This is a genomic window from Streptomyces sp. NPDC007084 (assembly GCF_040703595.1).
GTDB lineage: Bacteria > Actinomycetota > Actinomycetes > Streptomycetales > Streptomycetaceae > Streptomyces.
Genome location: NZ_JBEYFY010000066.1, coordinates 19,970 through 37,339, shown reverse-complemented (window position 1 = coordinate 37,339; position 17,370 = coordinate 19,970). Strand labels below are relative to the sequence as shown.

The following is a 17,370-nucleotide window of genomic DNA, read 5'->3' as shown; positions in this document are numbered from 1 at the left end:
GTTGTCGTCGGTTGCCGACGCTCCGCGTCGTCGCCCTCCTCCGCCTTGCAGCTGCACGCACCCTGCCCCGCTCGGCCCAGCCGACAAGGCGCCGCGCTCCGGCGCCACCTGATCCAAACGACACGCCCTAGCGCAGGGCCGCGATGCCGGTGAGGAAGATGTCGACCCCGAAGGCGAACTGTTCGCGGTCGTCGTGCTCGCCGAGCCGGGCCGCCGCCGCGTGCACGAACGGGTAGCGCGCGGGGTCGACCCGCGCCCACCGCGCGGCGGCGTCGCCCAGGAAGGCCTCCCTGTCCGTGTTCCCGTCCGTGTCCGTGTCCGCGCCCGTGTCCCCGTCCGTGAGGAGCCGTGCCGTCGCGGCGTTCTGCGCGGCGACACCGAGGACGTGGTTCACCAGGGTGCCGGCCGCGTCGACGCGCGCGTGTTCCGGAACCCCGAGGGCCGCCACGAGCCGGCCGACGCTCTCGTAGAAGTCCAGCAGCCCGGGCCGCCACGGCTGACGGGACAGCTCCGCCCCCACCCAGGGGTGGGCGTCGACCGCGTCGAACAAGCCGAGCGCGAGGCCGCGCAGAGCGGCACGCGGGTCCGCCTCGGCGACCACGCCGGACAGCACGCCGGTGACGACCTCGTCGGTGGCGGTCGCGAGCAGATCGCCCTTGTCCTCGACGTGGTGGTAGATCGCGCCGTAGCCGGTGCCGAGGCGCACGGTCAGGGCGCGCAGGGTGAGCGCCTTCTCGCCGCCGGAGTCCAGGATCTCGATCGCGGTCCGGATGATCCGCTCCCGCGACAGGCCGTCCTTCCGGCGCGGGGCCCGCGCCGATCCCGTCGCCGCTCTGTTCACCATGGCCCCATCATCGCATGAATGGAGCGCCGATCCAATGTCGTGCTAGCTTGATTGGAGCGACGATCCAATAAACGTCCAAGCGCCCCGAAAGGGGATCAAGCACCCCGAAAGGGGATGGGGAGGAATCATGACGACACCGGTCACGATCATCGGAGCGGGCCTGGGCGGCCTGACGCTGGCCCGTGTGCTGCACGTGCACGGCATCCCGGCCACGGTCTACGAGGCGGAGCCCGCGCCGGACGCCCGCCGCCAGGGCGGACTGCTCGACCTCCGCCCCCACAGCGGACAGGCGGCGCTGAAGGCGGCCGGTCTGTTCGAGGACTTCCGCGAGCTGGTCCTGCCGGGCCGCGAGGCGTACCGGGTCATGGACCGGACCGGCACCGTGCTGCTCGACCTGCCGGACGACGGGACCGGCGAGCGCCCCGAGGTGCCGCGCGGCGCACTGCGCCGGCTGCTGCTCGACTCGCTGCCCGGTGGCACCGTCCGCTGGGGCCACAAGGTCAGCGCGGTGCGCTCCCTCGGCGGGGGCCGTCACCGGGTGGAGTTCGCGGACGGCTCCGGTGTGGTCGCCGGGACGCTCGTCGGCGCCGACGGCGCCTGGTCGCGGGTGCGCCCGCTGCTGTCGGGGGCCGTGCCGGAGTACTTCGGCGTGTGCGGCGTGGAGACGTTCCTCTTCGACGCGGAGACCCGCCATCCCGCCTCGTTGGCGGCGGTCGGCGCCGGTTCGCTGTTCGCCCTGGCGCCGGGCAGGGGGCTGTTGGCCCACCGGGAGGGCGCCGGGACCCTGCACACCTACGTACAGCTGAGGAAGCCCGAGGAGTGGTTCACCGGTACCGGCATAGGCGCCGGTACCGGGGCCGACGCCTCCGACGCCCTCGCCGCCGAGGTCGCGAAGGAGTTCGACGGCTGGGCTCCCGAACTCACCGCGCTGTTCCGCGAGAGCGACACCCCGCCGGCCCTGCGGCCGGTCTTCTCGCTGCCCGCCGGGCACCGCTGGGACCGCGTACCGGGCGTGACGCTCCTCGGCGACGCCGCCCACCTCCGGCCGCCGAACGGCGAGGGAGCCAACCTGGCCATGCGGGACGGCGCCGACCTCGGCCGGGCACTCGCCGCGCACCCCGGCGACACGGAAGCGGCCCTCGCGGCGCACGAGGCGGCCATGTTCGCCCGCGCCGCCGCCGTGGAGGCCGACGACGACGGCTTCTACTCGGTCATGATCGACGACCGGGCGCCCCACAGCCTGCTCGCCCTGATGACGGGCGCCGGACAGGAGGCGTGATCCCGGCCCCCGCTCAGGCCACCGCCGTGGCCCCGCTAGGGCCGTGGCCCCGCTAGGGCCGTGGCCCCGCTCGGGCCGTGACCCCGCGCGGGGCCACGGCCTGAGCCCGGCTCAGTCCTCCGCCGTCGCCCCGCTCAGCCCCAGCAGGAGGACGCGGGTGAAGGAGCGGACCCACTCCTCGTCCGCCGGTTCCGCGCTGACCAGGGTGCGGTGGACCACCGCGCCGGCGACCACGTCGAAGATCAGGTCGGCGGTGCGGGCGGCGGTGGCCGGGTCGGTCTCCGGGGGGAGTTCGCCGCGGGCCTGGGCGCGGGCGCGGCCCTCCATGACGAGGCGTTTCTGCCGGTCCACGATGGACGTCCGGATGCGCTCGCGCAGCGGCTCGTCCCGGGTGGACTCCGCCACCACCGCCATCAGCGCCGTCTTCGCCTCCGGGCGGCCGAGGATCGCCGCGAACTGGAGCACCACGCCCTCGATGTCGGCGGCCAGGCTGCCCCGGTCGGGCAGCTCCAGCTCGTCGAAGAGGACGGCCACCGCGTCGACGACCAGCTCGTTCTTGCCCGCCCAGCGGCGGTAGAGGGTCGTCTTGGCGACCCCGGCGCGGGTCGCCACGTCCCCCAACGTCAGCTTGGACCAGCCCAGTTCGACCAGGGCGGCCCGGGTCGCCTCCAGGATCGCGGCGTCCGCGGCGGCGCTGCGGGGGCGGCCCGTCCGGGCGGCCGGGGAGTGACCGTGCATGTCAGTGACCATAACCGGACGTCTCACCGGCGATATCCGGCGGTTCTGTGAAGCAGTGAGGGAGATCACCGGGGACCGGCGGACAGCCGCCCCTCCGGGCAGTTACGCTACGACCCGTAGCGAAAGCTCGAACGCGGCGACAACCGCACCGGGCGCCAGGTGGGGACCCGGCGCCGAACGGGCCGGACGGGGACCGGCTTTCAGCGTGCTTTTCACACGGCTTTTCACACGTGCGCGAGGAAGGGGGAGGATGTACTCATGCAGCCACGGAACATGTCCATGAGCGGAGTCGTCGACCTCGCCGCGGTGAAGGCGGCCCAGGAGGCCAAGGCGAAGGCGGAGCAGGCGCGCGCCGAAGCGGCCAAGGGCGGCGGTGGCGGGGCCGTGACTCCCGCGAGCCTCGTCATCGACGTAGACGAGGCGGGTTTCGAGCGCGATGTCCTGCAGCGTTCCACCGAGGTGCCCGTCGTCATCGACTTCTGGGCCGAGTGGTGTGAGCCCTGCAAGCAGCTCAGCCCGGTCCTGGAGCGGCTGGCCGTCGAGTACAACGGCCGGTTCGTCCTCGCGAAGATCGACGTCGACGCCAACCAGATGCTGATGCAGCAGTTCGGGGTCCAGGGGATTCCGGCCGTCTTCGCGGTGGTCGCCGGACAGGCGCTGCCGCTCTTCCAGGGAGCCGCCGCCGAGACCCAGATCCGCGGCACGCTGGACCAGCTCGTCCAGGTCGCCGAGCAGCGCTTCGGCCTGACCGGTCTGACGGTCGACGGCGACGCGGTCCCCGGGGTGGCCGCCGAGGCCCCCGAGGTGCCGGCCGGGCCCCACGACGCCCTGCTGGAGGCCGCCGTACAGGCGCTGGACGCGGGCGACTTCGGCGGTGCCGTGCGGGCGTACCGGAACGTGCTGAGCGACGACCCGGCCAACACCGAGGCCAAACTCGGTCTGGCGCAGGCCGAGTTGCTCTACCGGGTGCAGGACCTCGACCCGCAGCAGGTGCGCAAGGACGCCGCCGAGAAGCCCGGCGACGTCGCCGCGCAGATCGCCGGTGCCGACCTGGACCTCGTCGGCGGCCATGTCGAGGACGCCTTCGGGCGGCTCATCGACACCGTGCGCCGCACGGCGGGCGACGACCGGGACGCCGTACGGGTGCGGCTGCTCGAACTCTTCGAGGTGGTCGGCGGTGACGACCCGCGGGTGATCGCGGCGCGCCGGGCCCTCGCGAGGGCGTTGTTCTGACCAGTCGCTAAACGTCCGGCCGCGTGATGCCTGCGTGAAACATCGGCCGGCAGAGGGGCAAGTGGCCGCGCTTTACCAAAACTTGGTAAACGCGGCCGCTGTTACTCCGAGTAAGTCGAGGGCGTTGAACTGTCTGGTTCCGTCCGCCAATCAACCATTTCGTGACCCCCTTTCAGGGCACCCTGCGTCGCTGACCGACACCGGCCGGTCGTGCTTCGGTTATCCCGCCGTTACTAGCGAGTAACGAACCCCCTTGTGCGCGCGGCGAGAATGGACCACGATCGGCGACGCTCGGTCCATTACCGCACCCCCGCCAACCAGTCGGGGCAGCGGATTCCCTGGGTCCCCACCGAGCAGAGCCGAAGGCGGTGCTGTCGGCTCTTGGACAGGGGGGTCTCCGCCGTCCGGTGGAGCCTGTCCAGCAGGTTGTGCGTGATGTGCGTCAGGCGCGACCAGTGGTTGTCGCTCGGGGGTGATCGCCGGTGATTCGGGTGCAGTCGCACCTCCGGGTACGGGCGCTCTCCTTCCCGAGGACGTAGCACTTCTCCCATCCCTGCCCGGCTGAGCCGCCGAAAGGGGCAGTCAGGGCCAGGAGATGTACGTCCGAGAAGGAGGAAATATGGAGTCCCAGGTGCGTGGCGGGACCAGATGGAAGCGGTTCGCGGTCGTGATGGTGCCCTCGGTGGCCGCCACGGCAGCGATAGGTGTCGCCCTCGCGCAGGGCGCTCTCGCCGCGTCGTTCAGCGTTTCCGGTCAGTCGTTCAAGGTGACGGCGGACCGTCTCGACGGTACGGGCTTCGCGCAGTACGGAGCCATCGACTCGGGTTACACCCTCGACGGCAACAAGACGGCTCACCCCGTCGCGGTCTCGGCGTTCAAGAACGCCAAGATCACCAACATGTGCCAGTCCGTCGTCACCCCGGACATCCCGCTGCTCGGTTCCGTCAGCCTCGTGCTGAAGGCCGGCGGCGGCGGTACGCCGGTCGAGGCTGACAACCTGTACATCGACGTCGAGGACCTCCAGGCCAACGCGACGTTCCGCGGCATCGACATCGGTGTCGCCGCCAAGGACGCCAGCAAGGGCCCGGGGCTCAAGAGCGGCGAGACGGCCAACCCGTACGGGTTCGCCCAGCAGGCCGACTCGGCCACCCTGACGGACGTGAAGCAGACGGCGTGGGCCACCACGGCGGGCACGTTCAAGCTCAGCGGCCTGAAGATGTCGGTCGCCAAGGGCGTCAAGGAGTGCTACTAGGCACCCCTGGGGCGGGCGACAGGGGCTGCGGCCCCTGCGCCCGCCCCGCTCCGCACGCGTAGGCGGAGCGCAATCGCGAACTTCTCACAGCAAAGCCGTTCCAGGGAGCTGTTTCCATGAGCGCCGAGACTCCTGCCGCGCCCGGCCAGAACGACGAGCACTACCTTCAGGTGTTCCGGCGGAACTTCCGCACATGGAGGGGCGACCGCCCGTTCTGGGCCGGCCTGTTCATCGTGCTCGGCGGATTTCCCATCGCGTACTTCCCGTACGCGAAGCTCCAGCTCGGGCATCTGACGCTGGCGATGTCCACCACGGCGGGCGCCGGCTCCCTCATCATCGGCGTGCTCCTCGTGGTGCTCGGCATCAGCCTCTGGTTCCAGAAGCACGTACGGACGTTCGCCGGAGTCGCGGCGATCCTCCTCGCCCTGGTGTCCATTCCGGTGTCCAACCTGGGCGGATTCCTGGTCGGCTTCCTCTTCGCCATGATCGGCGGCGCCATGGCCGTCTCCTGGGTTCCGGGCGAACCCGCCGAGGAGCACGTGGCGCCGGTGCCCCTCCAGAGGAGCGAGGCGCCGCAGGACGCGCCGGTCGAGCCGGTCGAGCCGGCCGCGAACGCGAACGCTGTGGACGACCCGAACGATCTGTCAGGAACGAGCCCGAGCAACGGGGCGAACGGGAGGCACAGTGCCGGCTGACAAGGTGACCCACGGGACTGAGGTGGACGAGTCCCGTGTGAGAACCGGGCCGCGCCACGCGGCCCCCAGGAAGCCGCTGTTCACCAGGTTCCACGTGCCCGCGGGCAAAGCGATAGCCATCGCGGCGATGCCGACGGCGGTCCTCATGGGAATGGGGCTCACCCCGACACTCGCCCAGGCCGACGACCACTCCACGGCCAAGAGCCTGACGGCCGACGAGTACCAGGCGTGCGTCGAGGCCGTGACCGGCACCGACGACAAGGACGCCAAGGACGACAAGGACGCGTCGGAATCGGCGTCCCCCTCGCCCTCGGCCAGTGCGAGCGAGTCGTCCGGCGAGGCCACGCCGGACCCCTCCGCCTCCTCGGACGCGAAGGACCCGACAGGCTCCAAGGACTCCTCGGACGCCAAGGACGACAAGGACGCCAAGGACCAGGGCACGACCTCTTCGCCGGATTCAGGTTCCGACGACAAGGCCGAGCCCGCCCCCTCCGCGTCCTCCTCCGCGCCGGGCACCTCGAAGAAGTCGTCCGGCGACGCCGCTCCGGCGCCCACCGCGTCCAAGACGAAGAACCCGCTCGATCCGCTGGGCATCGGCGACGCCCTCAAGGACCTCCTGACGCCCGACGAGAAGGAGAGCGCCACCCCCGCTCCCTCCGCGACCGCGAGCGACGACAAGGGCGACACGTCCTCCTCGTCCGGCGGTACGTCGTCCGGTGGCAAGACGTCCGGCGACACGTCGTCCGGTGGCACGTCGTCGAAGGACAAGACCTCCTCCGGCACCCTCAAGGACACGGCGGACAAGGCCAGCGGCACGGTCGAGGACACCCTCGAGGACGCCACCGACACGGCGTCGAAGGCGGCCAAGGACAGCACCGAGGCGGCGAAGAAGGCCGCAGAGAAGGCGGCCGAGGAGGCCGCCGAGGCGACGCCCGGCCCGTCGGCCGGTTCCACGGTCGACCCCAAGGACTGTCCGGTCGCCACCGACGCGGAGGGCGGTGTCGACAACCCGGTGACCCTGCCCGACGACCCCTGGTACCTCAACGCCAGCTCCCTGCTCCTCAAGGGCGCCGACTACCAGGGCATCGTCAAGGTGCGGACCGCCAACGGCAGCGTCAAGAAGGTCCTCAAGTACGTCATCTCCGACGGCACCGACATCGGGGACCTGCACCAGACGGTGAACGACAAGCAGGCCGGCAAGACCTACCACGTGCAGGCGGCCAAGGGCTCGACGTCCACCATCCGCGACGGCAAGACGATCATGTACACGGAGAGCATCTCCGGGAACCTGCTCGGTCTGATCCCGATCACGTTCGACCCGGACAATCCTCCGCCGCTGAACATCCCGCTGATCTACTTCACCAAGGTCAAGGTCGTCCAGGCGGGCCAGTTCGGCGGCACCCTGACCGTCCCCGGCCTGCACCAGTACACGACCGGCTGAGCGAGCACGACGAACCGGCCTAGCGGGCCCGGCCGGCCGAGCGGGCCGACCGCCGAGCAGGCCTCCACGATCCCGTCCGGGAGCCGCACAACACGCTGAGGGCGCCACCCTGTCGAACAGGGGGCGCCCTCAGCGGCGTTCGGCGGCGGGGTCAGGCGTGGTCGACCTCGCCCAGGTGGTGCACCCGGACCATGTTGGTGGTGCCGGGGACGCCGGGGGGCGAACCGGCGGTCATCACGACGACGTCGCCCTCGTTGAACCGCTTGAGCTTGCGCAGCTCGCGGTCGACCAGCTCGACCATCTCGTCGGTGCTGTTCACGAACGGCACGACGTGCGACTCGACGCCCCAGCTCAGCGAGAGCTGGTTGCGGGTGCCCTCGTCGGTGGTGAAGGCCAGGATCGGCTGCGCGGCGCGGTAGCGGGAGAGCCGGCGCGCGGTGTCGCCGGACTTGGTGAACGCCACCAGGCCCTTGCCGCCGAGGAAGTCGGCGATCTCGCAGGCGGCACGGGCGACCGAACCACCCTGCGTGCGCGGCTTCTTGCCCGGGACCAGCGGCTGGAGGCCCTTGGCGAGCAGCTCCTCCTCGGCCGCGACGACGATCTTCGACATCGTCTTCACCGTCTCGACCGGGTACGCGCCCACGCTGGACTCGGCCGACAGCATGACCGCGTCCGCGCCGTCCAGGATCGCGTTCGCCACGTCGGAGGCCTCGGCGCGGGTGGGACGGGAGTTGGTGATCATCGACTCCATCATCTGGGTCGCGACGATCACCGGCTTGGCGTTGCGCCGGCACAGCTCCACGAGGCGCTTCTGCACCATCGGGACCTTCTCCAGCGGGTATTCGACGGCCAGGTCGCCACGGGCCACCATGACGGCGTCGAAGGCCGCGACGACGCCCTCCATGTTCTCGACCGCCTGCGGCTTCTCCACCTTGGCGATGACGGGGACCCGGCGGCCCTCCTCGTCCATCACCTTGTGCACGTCGTTCACGTCGTTGGCGTCGCGCACGAAGGACAGGGCGACCATGTCGCAGCCCATCCGCAGCGCGAAGCGCAGGTCCTCGATGTCCTTCTCCGACAGCGCCGGCACGTTCACGGCCGCGCCGGGCAGGTTGATGCCCTTGTGGTCGGAGATCACGCCGCCCTCGATGACGACCGTCTTGACCCGGGGACCGTCGATCTCGACGACCCGCAGCTCGACGTTGCCGTCGTTGATGAGGATCTGGTCGCCGTGCGAGACGTCGCCCGGCAGGCCCTTGTAGGTCGTGCCGCAGATGTGCCGGTCACCGGGCACGTCCTCGGTCGTGATGACGAACTCGTCACCGCGCTCCAGCTCGACGGGGCCTTCGGCGAAGGTCTCCAGGCGGATCTTCGGGCCCTGGAGGTCGGCGAGCACGCCGATGGCGACGCCCGTCTCGGCCGCGGCGGACCGGACGCGGTCGTACCGTCCCTGGTGCTCGGCGTGGGTGCCGTGGCTGAAGTTGAATCGGGCCACGTTCATGCCGGCCTGGATCAGCGCGACCAGCTTCTCGTGGGAGTCGACCGCGGGGCCGAGAGTACAGACGATTTTCGAACGGCGCATGGGGCGATCCTATCGGTTTGTTTCGCTGCGGAATATTCCGTCTGGCGGAAGATACAAATGGGCGGACGGCCGCTCAGGCGTGGCTTTCCGGCCCGTTCAGGCGGCTTCCCCTCCGACCAGCGCATACGTCTGTGTGGCGATCTCCAGTTCCTCGTCCGTCGGCACCACGGCGACCGCGACCCGCGCGCCGGGCGGCGAGACAAGCCGCGCCTGGTCCGAGCGGACGGCGTTCAGATCGCCGTCGATCGCCAGTCCCAGCGCCTCGAGCCCCGCGATCGCGGCTTCCCGCACGGGCGCCGCGTTCTCGCCGACGCCGGCCGTGAAGACGACCGCGTCCACCGTGCCCAGCACCGCGTAATAGGCGCCGATGTACTTCCGGAGCCGGTGAACGTAGATGTCGAAAGCGAGCGCCGCCTCTTCGTCGCCCTCGTCGATCCGGCGGCGGATCTCGCGCATGTCGTTGTCACCGCAGAGACCGAAAAGCCCGCTCCTCTTGTTGAGAAGAGTGTCGATCTCGTCCATGGACATTCCGCCAACGCGGGCCAGATGGAAGATGACGGCCGGATCGAGATCACCGGACCGCGTGCCCATCACGAGCCCCTCCAGCGGCGTCAGCCCCATGGAGGTGTCCACGCAGCGCCCCTTCTCGACCGCGGACGCCGAGGCGCCGTTGCCCAGGTGCAGCACGATCACGTTGACCTCGGCCGGGTCCTTGCCCAGCAGCCGGGCGGTCTCCCGGGAGACGGAGGCGTGCGAGGTGCCGTGGAAGCCGTAGCGGCGGATGCGGTGCCGGTCGGCGATCTTCGGGTCGATGGCGTAGCGCGCGGCCGACTCCGGCATCGTGGTGTGGAAGGCGGTGTCGAAGACGGCGACCTGCGGGAGGTCTGGCCGCAGCGCGCGGGCGGTGCGGATGCCGGTGAGGTTGGCCGGGTTGTGCAGCGGGGCGACCGGGATCAGCCGCTCGATCTCGGTGAGCACCTCGTCGTCCACGACGGTCGGCTCGGTGAAGAACATCCCGCCGTGCACCACCCGGTGCCCGATCGCGGCCAGTTCCGGGGAGTCCAGGCCGATGCCGTCCCGGGACAGCTCGTCGGCGACGGCCTTCAGGGCGGCCTCGTGGTCGGCGATCGGGCCGTTCTGCTCGCGGGTCTCCCCGCTGCCGAGGCAGGTGTGCTTGAGCCGGGAGGTCTGCTCGCCGACGCGCTCCACCAGACCGACGGCGAGCCGGGAGCTGTCGCGCATGTCGAGGAGCTGGTACTTCAGCGACGAGGAGCCGGAGTTGAGGACGAGGACACGCGTGGCCGACGAGGTGGCCGGGCGCTCCTCGCCGGACGGGGCGGACGCGGGGGAGGGGTCGGCAGTCACTGCGCGGGAGCCTTCTGGTCGGGGGTCTGGGCCTGGATCGCCGTGATGGCGACCGTGTTGACGATGTCCTGGACGAGCGCGCCGCGCGACAGGTCGTTGACGGGCTTGCGCAGCCCCTGGAGCACGGGGCCGACGGCGATCGCGCCCGCCGAACGCTGCACGGCCTTGTACGTGTTGTTGCCGGTGTTGAGGTCCGGGAAGATCAGCACGGACGCCTGGCCCGCGACCTCGGAGTCCGGCAGCTTGGTCGCCGCGACCGACGGCTCGACGGCCGCGTCGTACTGGATCGGTCCCTCGACGCGCAGGTCGCCCCGGCGCAGCCGCACCAGGTCCGTCGCCTCGCGCACCTTGTCGACGTCGGCGCCGCTGCCCGAGGTGCCGGTGGAGTACGACAGCATCGCGATCCGCGGCTCCACCCCGAACCGCCCGGCGGTGGCCGCCGACTGGATGGCGATGTCGCACAGCTGCTCGGCGTCCGGGTCCGGGTTCACCGCGCAGTCCCCGTAGACGAGGACCTTGTCCGCCAGGCACATGAAGAACACCGACGAGACGATCTTCGCGTCGGGCCGGGTCTTGATGATCTCGAAGGCGGGCCGGATGGTCGCGGCCGTCGAGTGCACGGCGCCCGACACCATGCCGTCGGCGAAGCCCTGCTCGACCATCAGCGTGCCGAAGTAGTTGACGTCCGCGACGACGTCGTGCGCCAGCTCCACCGTGACGCCCTTGTGGGCGCGCAGTTCGGCGTACTTCTCGGCGAAGGCGTCCCGCAGCTCGGAGGCCTGCGGGTCGATGAGCTGGGCCGTGCTCAGGTCGATGCCGAGGTCGGCGGCCTTCTTGCGGATCTGGTCGACCGGGCCGAGCAGGGTGAGGTCGCAGACGCCCCGGCGCAGCAGCACCTCGGCCGCGTGCAGCACGCGCTCCTCGGTGCCCTCGGGCAGGACGACACGGCGCTTGTCGGAGCGGGCCTGCTCCAGCAGCTTGTGCTCGAACATCATCGGCGTGAGCCGGTCGCTGCTCGGCGCGGACACCCGCTTCAGCAGGTCCGAGGTGTCGACGTACCGCTCGAACAGACCGAGCGCGGTCTCCGCCTTGCGGGGCGTGGCCGCGTTCAGCTTGCCCTCCAGGGAGAACAGTTCGGTCGCGGTGGGGAAGGAGTTCCCGGCCACCGAGACGACCGGGGTGCCGGGGGCGAGGCGCTCGGCGAGCGTGAGGATCTCGGCGCTCGGCCGCTCGTTCAGGGTGAGCAGGATGCCCGCTATCGGCGGGGTGCCGGCGCTGTGCGCGGCGAGCGTGCCGATCACCAGGTCGGCGCGGTCGCCCGGGGTGACGACCAGGCATCCCGGGGTCAGGGCGCGCAGGAAGTTGGGCAGCATCGCGCCGCCGAAGACGAAGTCGAGCGCGTCGCGGGAGAGTCCGGCGTCGTCACCGAGGAGCACCTCGCCGCCGAGCGTCTGGGTGATCTGCGCGACGGTGGGCGCCGACAGCGCGGGCTCGTCCGGCAGCACGTAACAGGGCACCGGGAGCCGGGAGTCCAGCCGCTCCAGGATCTCCGTACGGGTCTCCGGCTCGACCCGGTTCACGACCATGGCGAGGACGTCGCAGCCCAGCCCGTCGTAGGCGCGGTACGCGTTGCGGGTCTCGGCGCGCACCGACTCGGCGCTCTGGCCCCGGCCGCCGACGACCGGGATCACGGAGGCGGCGAACTCGTTGGCGAGACGGGCGTTCAGCGCCAGTTCGTCGGGGAGCTGGGTGGCGGCGAAGTCGGTGCCGAGGACGAGGACGACGTCGTAGTCCCGGGCGACCAGGTGGAAGCGGTCGACGAGGGTGGACACCAGCTCGTCGGTGCCCTGCTCGGCCTGGAGCGCGGACGCCTCGTGGTAGTCCATGCCGTACACCGTCGCCGGGTCCTGCGCGAGACGGTAGCGGGCCCGCAGCAGCTCGAACAGGCGGTCCGGGCCGTCGTGCACGAGCGGACGGAAGACGCCCACCCGGTCGACCTGGCGGGTCAGCAGCTCCATGACCCCCAGTTCCACGACCTGGCGGCCGTCGCCGCGGTCGATCCCGGTCACGTACACGCTGCGCGTCACGCGTGCTCTCCATCCGTCTCGGCGCCAGGCGGTGCGCTGGGCTCGCAAAGGGGCCCACCAACGTGAGCAGAACCCTCTTGACAATACCTCTGGCGCTGGCTAAGGCGCCCGCCAGGACAAACGCCCTGGTCGGGCCGGACCGGGCGGCACTCCGGGCGCTCGCCGGGCGCCCCTCGGGCAGGCGCCGGACGGCCGTCGGGCGGTCGCGCGGGCCGGGGGGATCGGCGGCGGCCCCCGGGGCGTGGAACAATCGGACTGGCTCACACGTACCAGCAGCGAGCAGGAGACACAGCACGATGCGCATCGGAGTTCTCACCGCAGGCGGCGACTGCCCTGGCCTGAACGCAGTGATCCGGTCGGTCGTGCACCGAGCGGTCACCAACTTCGGGGACGAGGTCATCGGCTTCGAGGACGGTTACGCCGGCCTGCTCGACGGCCACTACCGCAACCTCGACCTCAACGCGGTCAGCGGCATCCTGGCCCGCGGCGGCACCATCCTCGGCTCCTCCCGGCTCCAGCGCGACCGGCTCCGCGAGGCCTGCGAGAACGCGCAGGACATGGCCCGCGAGTTCGGCATCGACGTTCTCATCCCGATCGGCGGCGAGGGCACCCTCACGGCGGCCCGGATGCTCTCCGACGCGGGCCTGCCCGTGGTCGGCGTGCCGAAGACGATCGACAACGACATCTCCGCCACGGACCGCACCTTCGGCTTCGACACCGCCGTCGGCGTCGCCACCGAGGCCATGGACCGGCTGAAGACCACCGCCGAGTCCCACCAGCGCGTCATGGTCGTCGAGGTCATGGGCCGGCACGCCGGCTGGATCGCCCTGGAGTCCGGCATGGCGGCCGGCGCGCACGGCATCTGCCTGCCCGAGCGGCCCTTCGACCCCGCCGACCTCGTCGCGATGGTCGAGGAGCGCTTCGCGCGCGGCAAGCGGTTCGCCGTCATCTGCGTCGCCGAGGGCGCGCACCCCGTCGAGGGCGCGATGGACTACGGACACGGCGAGATCGACCAGTTCGGCCACGAGCGCTTCCAGGGCATCGGCACGGCCCTCGCGTACGAGCTGGAGCGGCGGCTCGGCAAGGAGGCCAAGCCGGTCATCCTCGGCCACATCCAGCGCGGCGGCACCCCGACCGCCTACGACCGGGTGCTCGCCACCCGCTTCGGCTGGCACGCCGTCGAGGCCGCGCACAGCGGGGCGTTCGGCCGGATGACCGCGCTGCGCGGCACCGACGTGGAGATGGTGCCGCTCGCGGACGCGACGACCGAGCTGAAGACGGTCCCGAAGGACCGCATGGACGAGGCCGAGTCGGTCTTCTAGACACCAAGGGCCTGTGGGCACCGGGGTTTTCGGTCAGTACGTGTTCGCGCGGATCGTCGACCAGAAGTGGTCGACGATCCGGTCCAGGTACTCCTTGCCGACGTCGCCCGCCCCGGCGGCGGCCGGCCCCGGGCTCCAGCTCAGCGTCGAGACCATCTGCCCCTGGTAGTCGGTGTGCATCTCCTGGAGCGCCTCCTCCAGCAGATGCCGGTCCAGGGGCACCGTCTTGGCGACCGGGCGCACATACGCCTGCCAGCGCGTGGTGACCGCGCCGCGCAGCAGATCGGCGAGCCTGCCGTCGCGGCCCGTCACGGTCACGAAGTCCGGCAGCGACAGTTCCAGCACGTCCGCGAGCGCGGCCGACTGACGCTCGGTGCCGCGCCAGGTGCCGGAGTCCTCCATCCGCTGGTAGGCGAGGAGTTCGAGCCCGACGGCCCGCGCCACGTCCTCCTGGGCGAGATCACGGGCGACCCGGTGTTCGCGCAACGTGCGCGGAGCGCCGATGAGTTCACCCGGCGAGCACCACAACACCCCCGCGAGAGCCGTGAGTTCGGGGCTGCTCGGCGCCATCGTGCCGCGCTCCCAGGCGGTGACGAGATCGGGCGTCGCGTACGGCAGGCCGTAGGAGGCCCGCAGTCCGTAGGCGACGTGTTCGGGCCCCATGCCGAGCGCCGCCCGCAGTCTCCGGGCGGCGAGGGCGTTGAAGGGCGGGGTGGGCTGTTGGGCCTGCGGCTGGTGCACGCGCACAAGGTACGGGCCACGGGCCGCGCCGGCCACGGTCCGTTCGGACACGATCACGGATCGTAGGAACCTACGGCTCGCCCCGTGCCGCCTCGTACGCCCCTGTCCGGCGGCCAGTTCACCCCCCCCTCGCCCCGTCTCCCGTGGCGGCCCCCGGGATGTCCCCATGAGACTCATGTCCCACCGCGCCTCATGTCGCAGTGGGACATTTCCGGGTGTACGGTCGAAGACATGAGAGACACCGCAGTCGCCGCAGACGTCGAGGACCGGCGGCAGCGCAAGGCCCGCCGGACCCGCGACGCGCTCGCCACCGCCGCGATCGAGCTGATCCTCGAACACGGCCTGGAAAGCGTCACGGTCTCCGCCATCGCGGACCGCGCCGACGTCACCCGCCGCACCTTCAGCCGCCACTTCGTCGGCAAGGAGGACGCGGCCCTCGACTTCGTGCGCGGCGACGGCGACCGCATCAACGCCTGCCTGCGCGCCCGCCCCGCCGCCGAACCGCCGCTGCTCGCCTACCGCCGCGCCGTCGCCGACTGGCTCGCCGACCAGAGCGACCCGGCCCGCCATCTGCGCCCGGACATGCGCCGGCTGCTCGCCCTGGTGGACACCGAACCCGCGCTGTTCGCCGCCTACGAACGCATCCGGGTCGACGCCCAGGAGGAGTCGATCCGCATCATCGCCGCCCGGCTCGGCACCGACGACGTACGCGATCTGCGTCCCGCCGTCGTCGTGGACGCCGCCGCCGGTGTCCTCACCGCCGCGCTGCGCGCCTGGGCGCGCGACAGCACGGCCCCCACGGACTCGGCCGCCGCCGACCTGGCCTCCCTGGTGGAGCAGGCCTACGACGCGCTGATGGGAGAGGCCGCGCTGGCCGCCTCCCACACCCCTCACCCCGCACCAGGAAAGTGACCAGCACATGAGCACCACCCCCGCCACCACCGAACTCGCCGACGCCGCGACCGAGTTCGCCGGCCGCGCCGCCCTCGTTACCGGCGCCGCCTCCGGTATCGGCCTCGCCACCGCCCGCCGGCTCGGCCTCGGCGGCGCCGGCGTCGTCATCGCCGACCACAACGAGGAAGGCGCCGAGAAGGCCGCCGCCGAGCTGCGCGCCGAGGGGATCAAGGCGGCGGCCGTCGCCGTCGACGTCACCGTGCCCGCCTCGGTCGAGGCCGCCGTCGCCTTCGCCGTCGACACCTACGGCGCGCTCCACCTCGCCGTGAACAACGCGGGCGTCGCCGGCCCCGTCGTCCCCACCGGCGCGTACGACATCGACGCCTACAACCGTGTCGTCCGCACCAACCTCGACGGCGTCTTCTTCTGTCTGCGCTACGAGATCCCCGCGCTCCAGGCGGCCGGCGGCGGCGCCGTCGTGAACGTCTCCTCCATCCTCGGCTCGGTCGGCTCCGCCGGGTCCTCCGCCTACGTCGCCGCCAAGCACGGCGTGATCGGCCTGACCCGCACCGCCGCCGCCGAGTACGCCTCCTCCGGCATCCGGATCAACGCGGTCGGCCCCGGCTTCATCGACACCCCGCTGCTCCAGGGCGTGGACCGGGCCCAGTACGACGCTCTCGTCGGACTCCACCCGGCGGGACGGCTCGGCCGCGCCGAGGAGGTCGCCGAGCTGATCGTCTTCCTGCTGTCCGACCGCGCCTCCTTCGTCCACGGCGGCTACCACCTGGTCGACGGCGCCTACACCGCCGTCTGAGCCGCCCGCCCCAGCCGTTCGAGAGGAGCGAAAACACCATGAAGGCACTCCAGTACCGCGCTATCGGCGCCGCCCCCGAGGTGGTCACCGTCCCCGACCCCGAACCCGGCCCGGGACAGGTCCTGTTGAAGGTCACGGCCGCCGGTGTCTGCCACTCGGACATCGCGGTGATGAGTTGGCCCGCCGACAGCTTCCCGTACGCGCTGCCGCTGACCCTCGGCCACGAGGGCGCCGGCACGGTCGCCGCCCTCGGTGACGGGGTGCGCGGGGTCGCGGTGGGCGACGCGGTGGCCGTGTACGGGCCGTGGGGCTGCGGGAGCTGCGCCAAGTGCGCGGAGGGCAAGGAGAACTACTGCCTGCGCGCCGACGAGCTGGGCATCCGGCCGCCGGGCCTCGGGGCCCCCGGCGCGATCGCCGAGTACCTCCTCGTGGACGACCCCCGTCACCTCGTACCGCTCGGCGGCCTCGACCCGGTCGCGGCCGTCCCCCTCACCGACGCGGGTCTCACCCCCTACCACGCGATCAAGCGGTCCCTGCCGAAGCTGACGCCCGGTTCGGCCGCCGTCGTCATCGGCACCGGCGGTCTCGGGCACGTCGCCATCCAGTTGCTGCGCGCCCTGACGCCCGCCCGGGTGATCGCCCTCGACGTCAGCGAGGACAAGCTCGCGCTCGCCCGCACGGTGGGCGCCCACGAGGCCGTGCTCTCCGACGCCGGGGCCGCCGCCAGGGTCCGCGAACTCACCGGCGGGCTCGGCGCGCAGGCCGTGTTCGACTTCGTCGGGGCCGAGCCGACCGTCCGGACCGCCGGGGCCGTCGCCGCCGTGGAGGGCGACATCGCCATTGTCGGCATCGGCGGCGGCGCCCTGCCGGTCGGCTTCGGCTCCCTGCCCTTCGAGGTCGCCGTCACCGCCCCCTACTGGGGCAGCCGGGGCGAACTGATCGAGGTCCTCGACCTCGCCCGCGCCGACGCGGTCTCCGTCCACACCGAGACGTACTCCCTCGACGAGGCGCCCCTCGCCTACGAGCGCCTGCACGCGGGCAAGATCAACGGCCGCGCCGTCATCGTCCCGAACGGCTGACGGG

15 protein-coding genes are annotated in these 17,370 nt (G+C 71.7%); 9 read left to right on the top strand and 6 right to left on the bottom strand.

What is annotated here, in order from left to right:
• Nucleotides 1–127: 127 nt before the first annotated feature.
• Complete coding sequence (locus AB0912_RS31650) at nucleotides 128–844, bottom strand: TetR/AcrR family transcriptional regulator (RefSeq protein ID WP_366705958.1); 717 nt, start codon at nucleotides 842–844, stop codon at nucleotides 128–130.
• Between the two features lie 127 nt (nucleotides 845–971).
• On the opposite strand from AB0912_RS31650, the gene AB0912_RS31645 reads away from it, so the two are divergent.
• Nucleotides 972–2,123 carry an NAD(P)/FAD-dependent oxidoreductase gene (locus AB0912_RS31645; protein ID WP_366705956.1) on the top strand — a complete coding sequence of 384 codons (1,152 nt, stop codon included), beginning with the start codon at nucleotides 972–974 and terminating at the stop codon, nucleotides 2,121–2,123.
• 111 nt (nucleotides 2,124–2,234) lie between these two features.
• Here AB0912_RS31645 and AB0912_RS31640 read toward each other — a convergent pair whose 3' ends face one another.
• The gene (locus AB0912_RS31640) at nucleotides 2,235–2,861 is read right to left on the bottom strand and encodes a TetR/AcrR family transcriptional regulator (RefSeq protein ID WP_366705954.1); all 627 of its coding nucleotides are present in this window, start codon (nucleotides 2,859–2,861) and stop codon (nucleotides 2,235–2,237) included.
• Between the two features lie 258 nt (nucleotides 2,862–3,119).
• Here AB0912_RS31640 and AB0912_RS31635 point away from each other — a divergent pair, with 258 nt between their 5' ends.
• From AB0912_RS31635 to AB0912_RS31620, 4 genes are all read left to right on the top strand, one after another.
• Nucleotides 3,120–4,094: a tetratricopeptide repeat protein gene (locus AB0912_RS31635; RefSeq protein WP_366705952.1), complete on the top strand. Its 975-nt coding sequence runs from the start codon at nucleotides 3,120–3,122 to the stop codon at nucleotides 4,092–4,094.
• Nucleotides 4,095–4,713: 619 nt separating this feature from the next.
• A complete protein-coding gene (locus AB0912_RS31630; protein ID WP_366705950.1) occupies nucleotides 4,714–5,346 on the top strand; it encodes a DUF6230 family protein in 633 nt (210 codons plus the stop codon).
• A 116-nt stretch (nucleotides 5,347–5,462) separates the two neighbouring features.
• A complete protein-coding gene (locus tag AB0912_RS31625; protein WP_366705948.1) occupies nucleotides 5,463–6,041 on the top strand; it encodes a DUF6114 domain-containing protein in 579 nt (192 codons plus the stop codon).
• The gene (locus AB0912_RS31620) at nucleotides 6,031–7,482 is read left to right on the top strand and encodes a hypothetical protein (protein ID WP_366705946.1); all 1,452 of its coding nucleotides are present in this window, start codon (nucleotides 6,031–6,033) and stop codon (nucleotides 7,480–7,482) included. Before AB0912_RS31625 ends, AB0912_RS31620 begins: the two co-directional genes overlap by 11 nt.
• 151 nt (nucleotides 7,483–7,633) lie before the next feature.
• Here AB0912_RS31620 and pyk read toward each other — a convergent pair whose 3' ends face one another.
• From pyk to pta, 3 genes are all read right to left on the bottom strand, one after another.
• The gene (pyk, locus tag AB0912_RS31615) at nucleotides 7,634–9,064 is read right to left on the bottom strand and encodes a pyruvate kinase (protein WP_366705944.1); all 1,431 of its coding nucleotides are present in this window, start codon (nucleotides 9,062–9,064) and stop codon (nucleotides 7,634–7,636) included.
• A 96-nt stretch (nucleotides 9,065–9,160) separates the two neighbouring features.
• Entirely contained in the window at nucleotides 9,161–10,429 is a 1,269-nt protein-coding gene (locus AB0912_RS31610) for an acetate kinase (protein ID WP_366705942.1), read from the bottom strand.
• Nucleotides 10,426–12,516, bottom strand: coding sequence for a phosphate acetyltransferase (gene pta / locus AB0912_RS31605; protein ID WP_366705940.1), 2,091 nt, complete (start codon nucleotides 12,514–12,516; stop codon nucleotides 10,426–10,428). The genes AB0912_RS31610 and pta overlap by 4 nt, the downstream gene beginning before the upstream one ends.
• Before the next feature lie 296 nt (nucleotides 12,517–12,812).
• Here pta and AB0912_RS31600 point away from each other — a divergent pair, with 296 nt between their 5' ends.
• Complete coding sequence (locus AB0912_RS31600) at nucleotides 12,813–13,838, top strand: ATP-dependent 6-phosphofructokinase (protein ID WP_366705938.1); 1,026 nt, start codon at nucleotides 12,813–12,815, stop codon at nucleotides 13,836–13,838.
• 33 nt (nucleotides 13,839–13,871) lie between these two features.
• On the opposite strand, the gene AB0912_RS31595 is transcribed toward AB0912_RS31600, so the two are convergent.
• Nucleotides 13,872–14,501 (bottom strand): helix-turn-helix transcriptional regulator, encoded by a 630-nt coding sequence (locus AB0912_RS31595; protein WP_366705962.1) that lies wholly within the window; start codon nucleotides 14,499–14,501, stop codon nucleotides 13,872–13,874.
• A 309-nt stretch (nucleotides 14,502–14,810) separates the two neighbouring features.
• Between AB0912_RS31595 and AB0912_RS31590 the strand changes: the two genes are divergently transcribed.
• The 3 genes from AB0912_RS31590 to AB0912_RS31580 are packed head-to-tail and all read left to right on the top strand — an operon-like array spanning nucleotide 14,811 to nucleotide 17,366.
• Complete coding sequence (locus tag AB0912_RS31590; protein ID WP_366705936.1) at nucleotides 14,811–15,491, top strand: helix-turn-helix domain-containing protein; 681 nt, start codon at nucleotides 14,811–14,813, stop codon at nucleotides 15,489–15,491.
• A 7-nt stretch (nucleotides 15,492–15,498) separates the two neighbouring features.
• Nucleotides 15,499–16,287, top strand: coding sequence for an SDR family NAD(P)-dependent oxidoreductase (locus AB0912_RS31585; protein WP_366705934.1), 789 nt, complete (start codon nucleotides 15,499–15,501; stop codon nucleotides 16,285–16,287).
• Nucleotides 16,288–16,325: 38 nt separating this feature from the next.
• A complete protein-coding gene (locus tag AB0912_RS31580; RefSeq protein WP_366705932.1) occupies nucleotides 16,326–17,366 on the top strand; it encodes an NAD(P)-dependent alcohol dehydrogenase in 1,041 nt (346 codons plus the stop codon).
• Nucleotides 17,367–17,370: the final 4 nt, after the last annotated feature.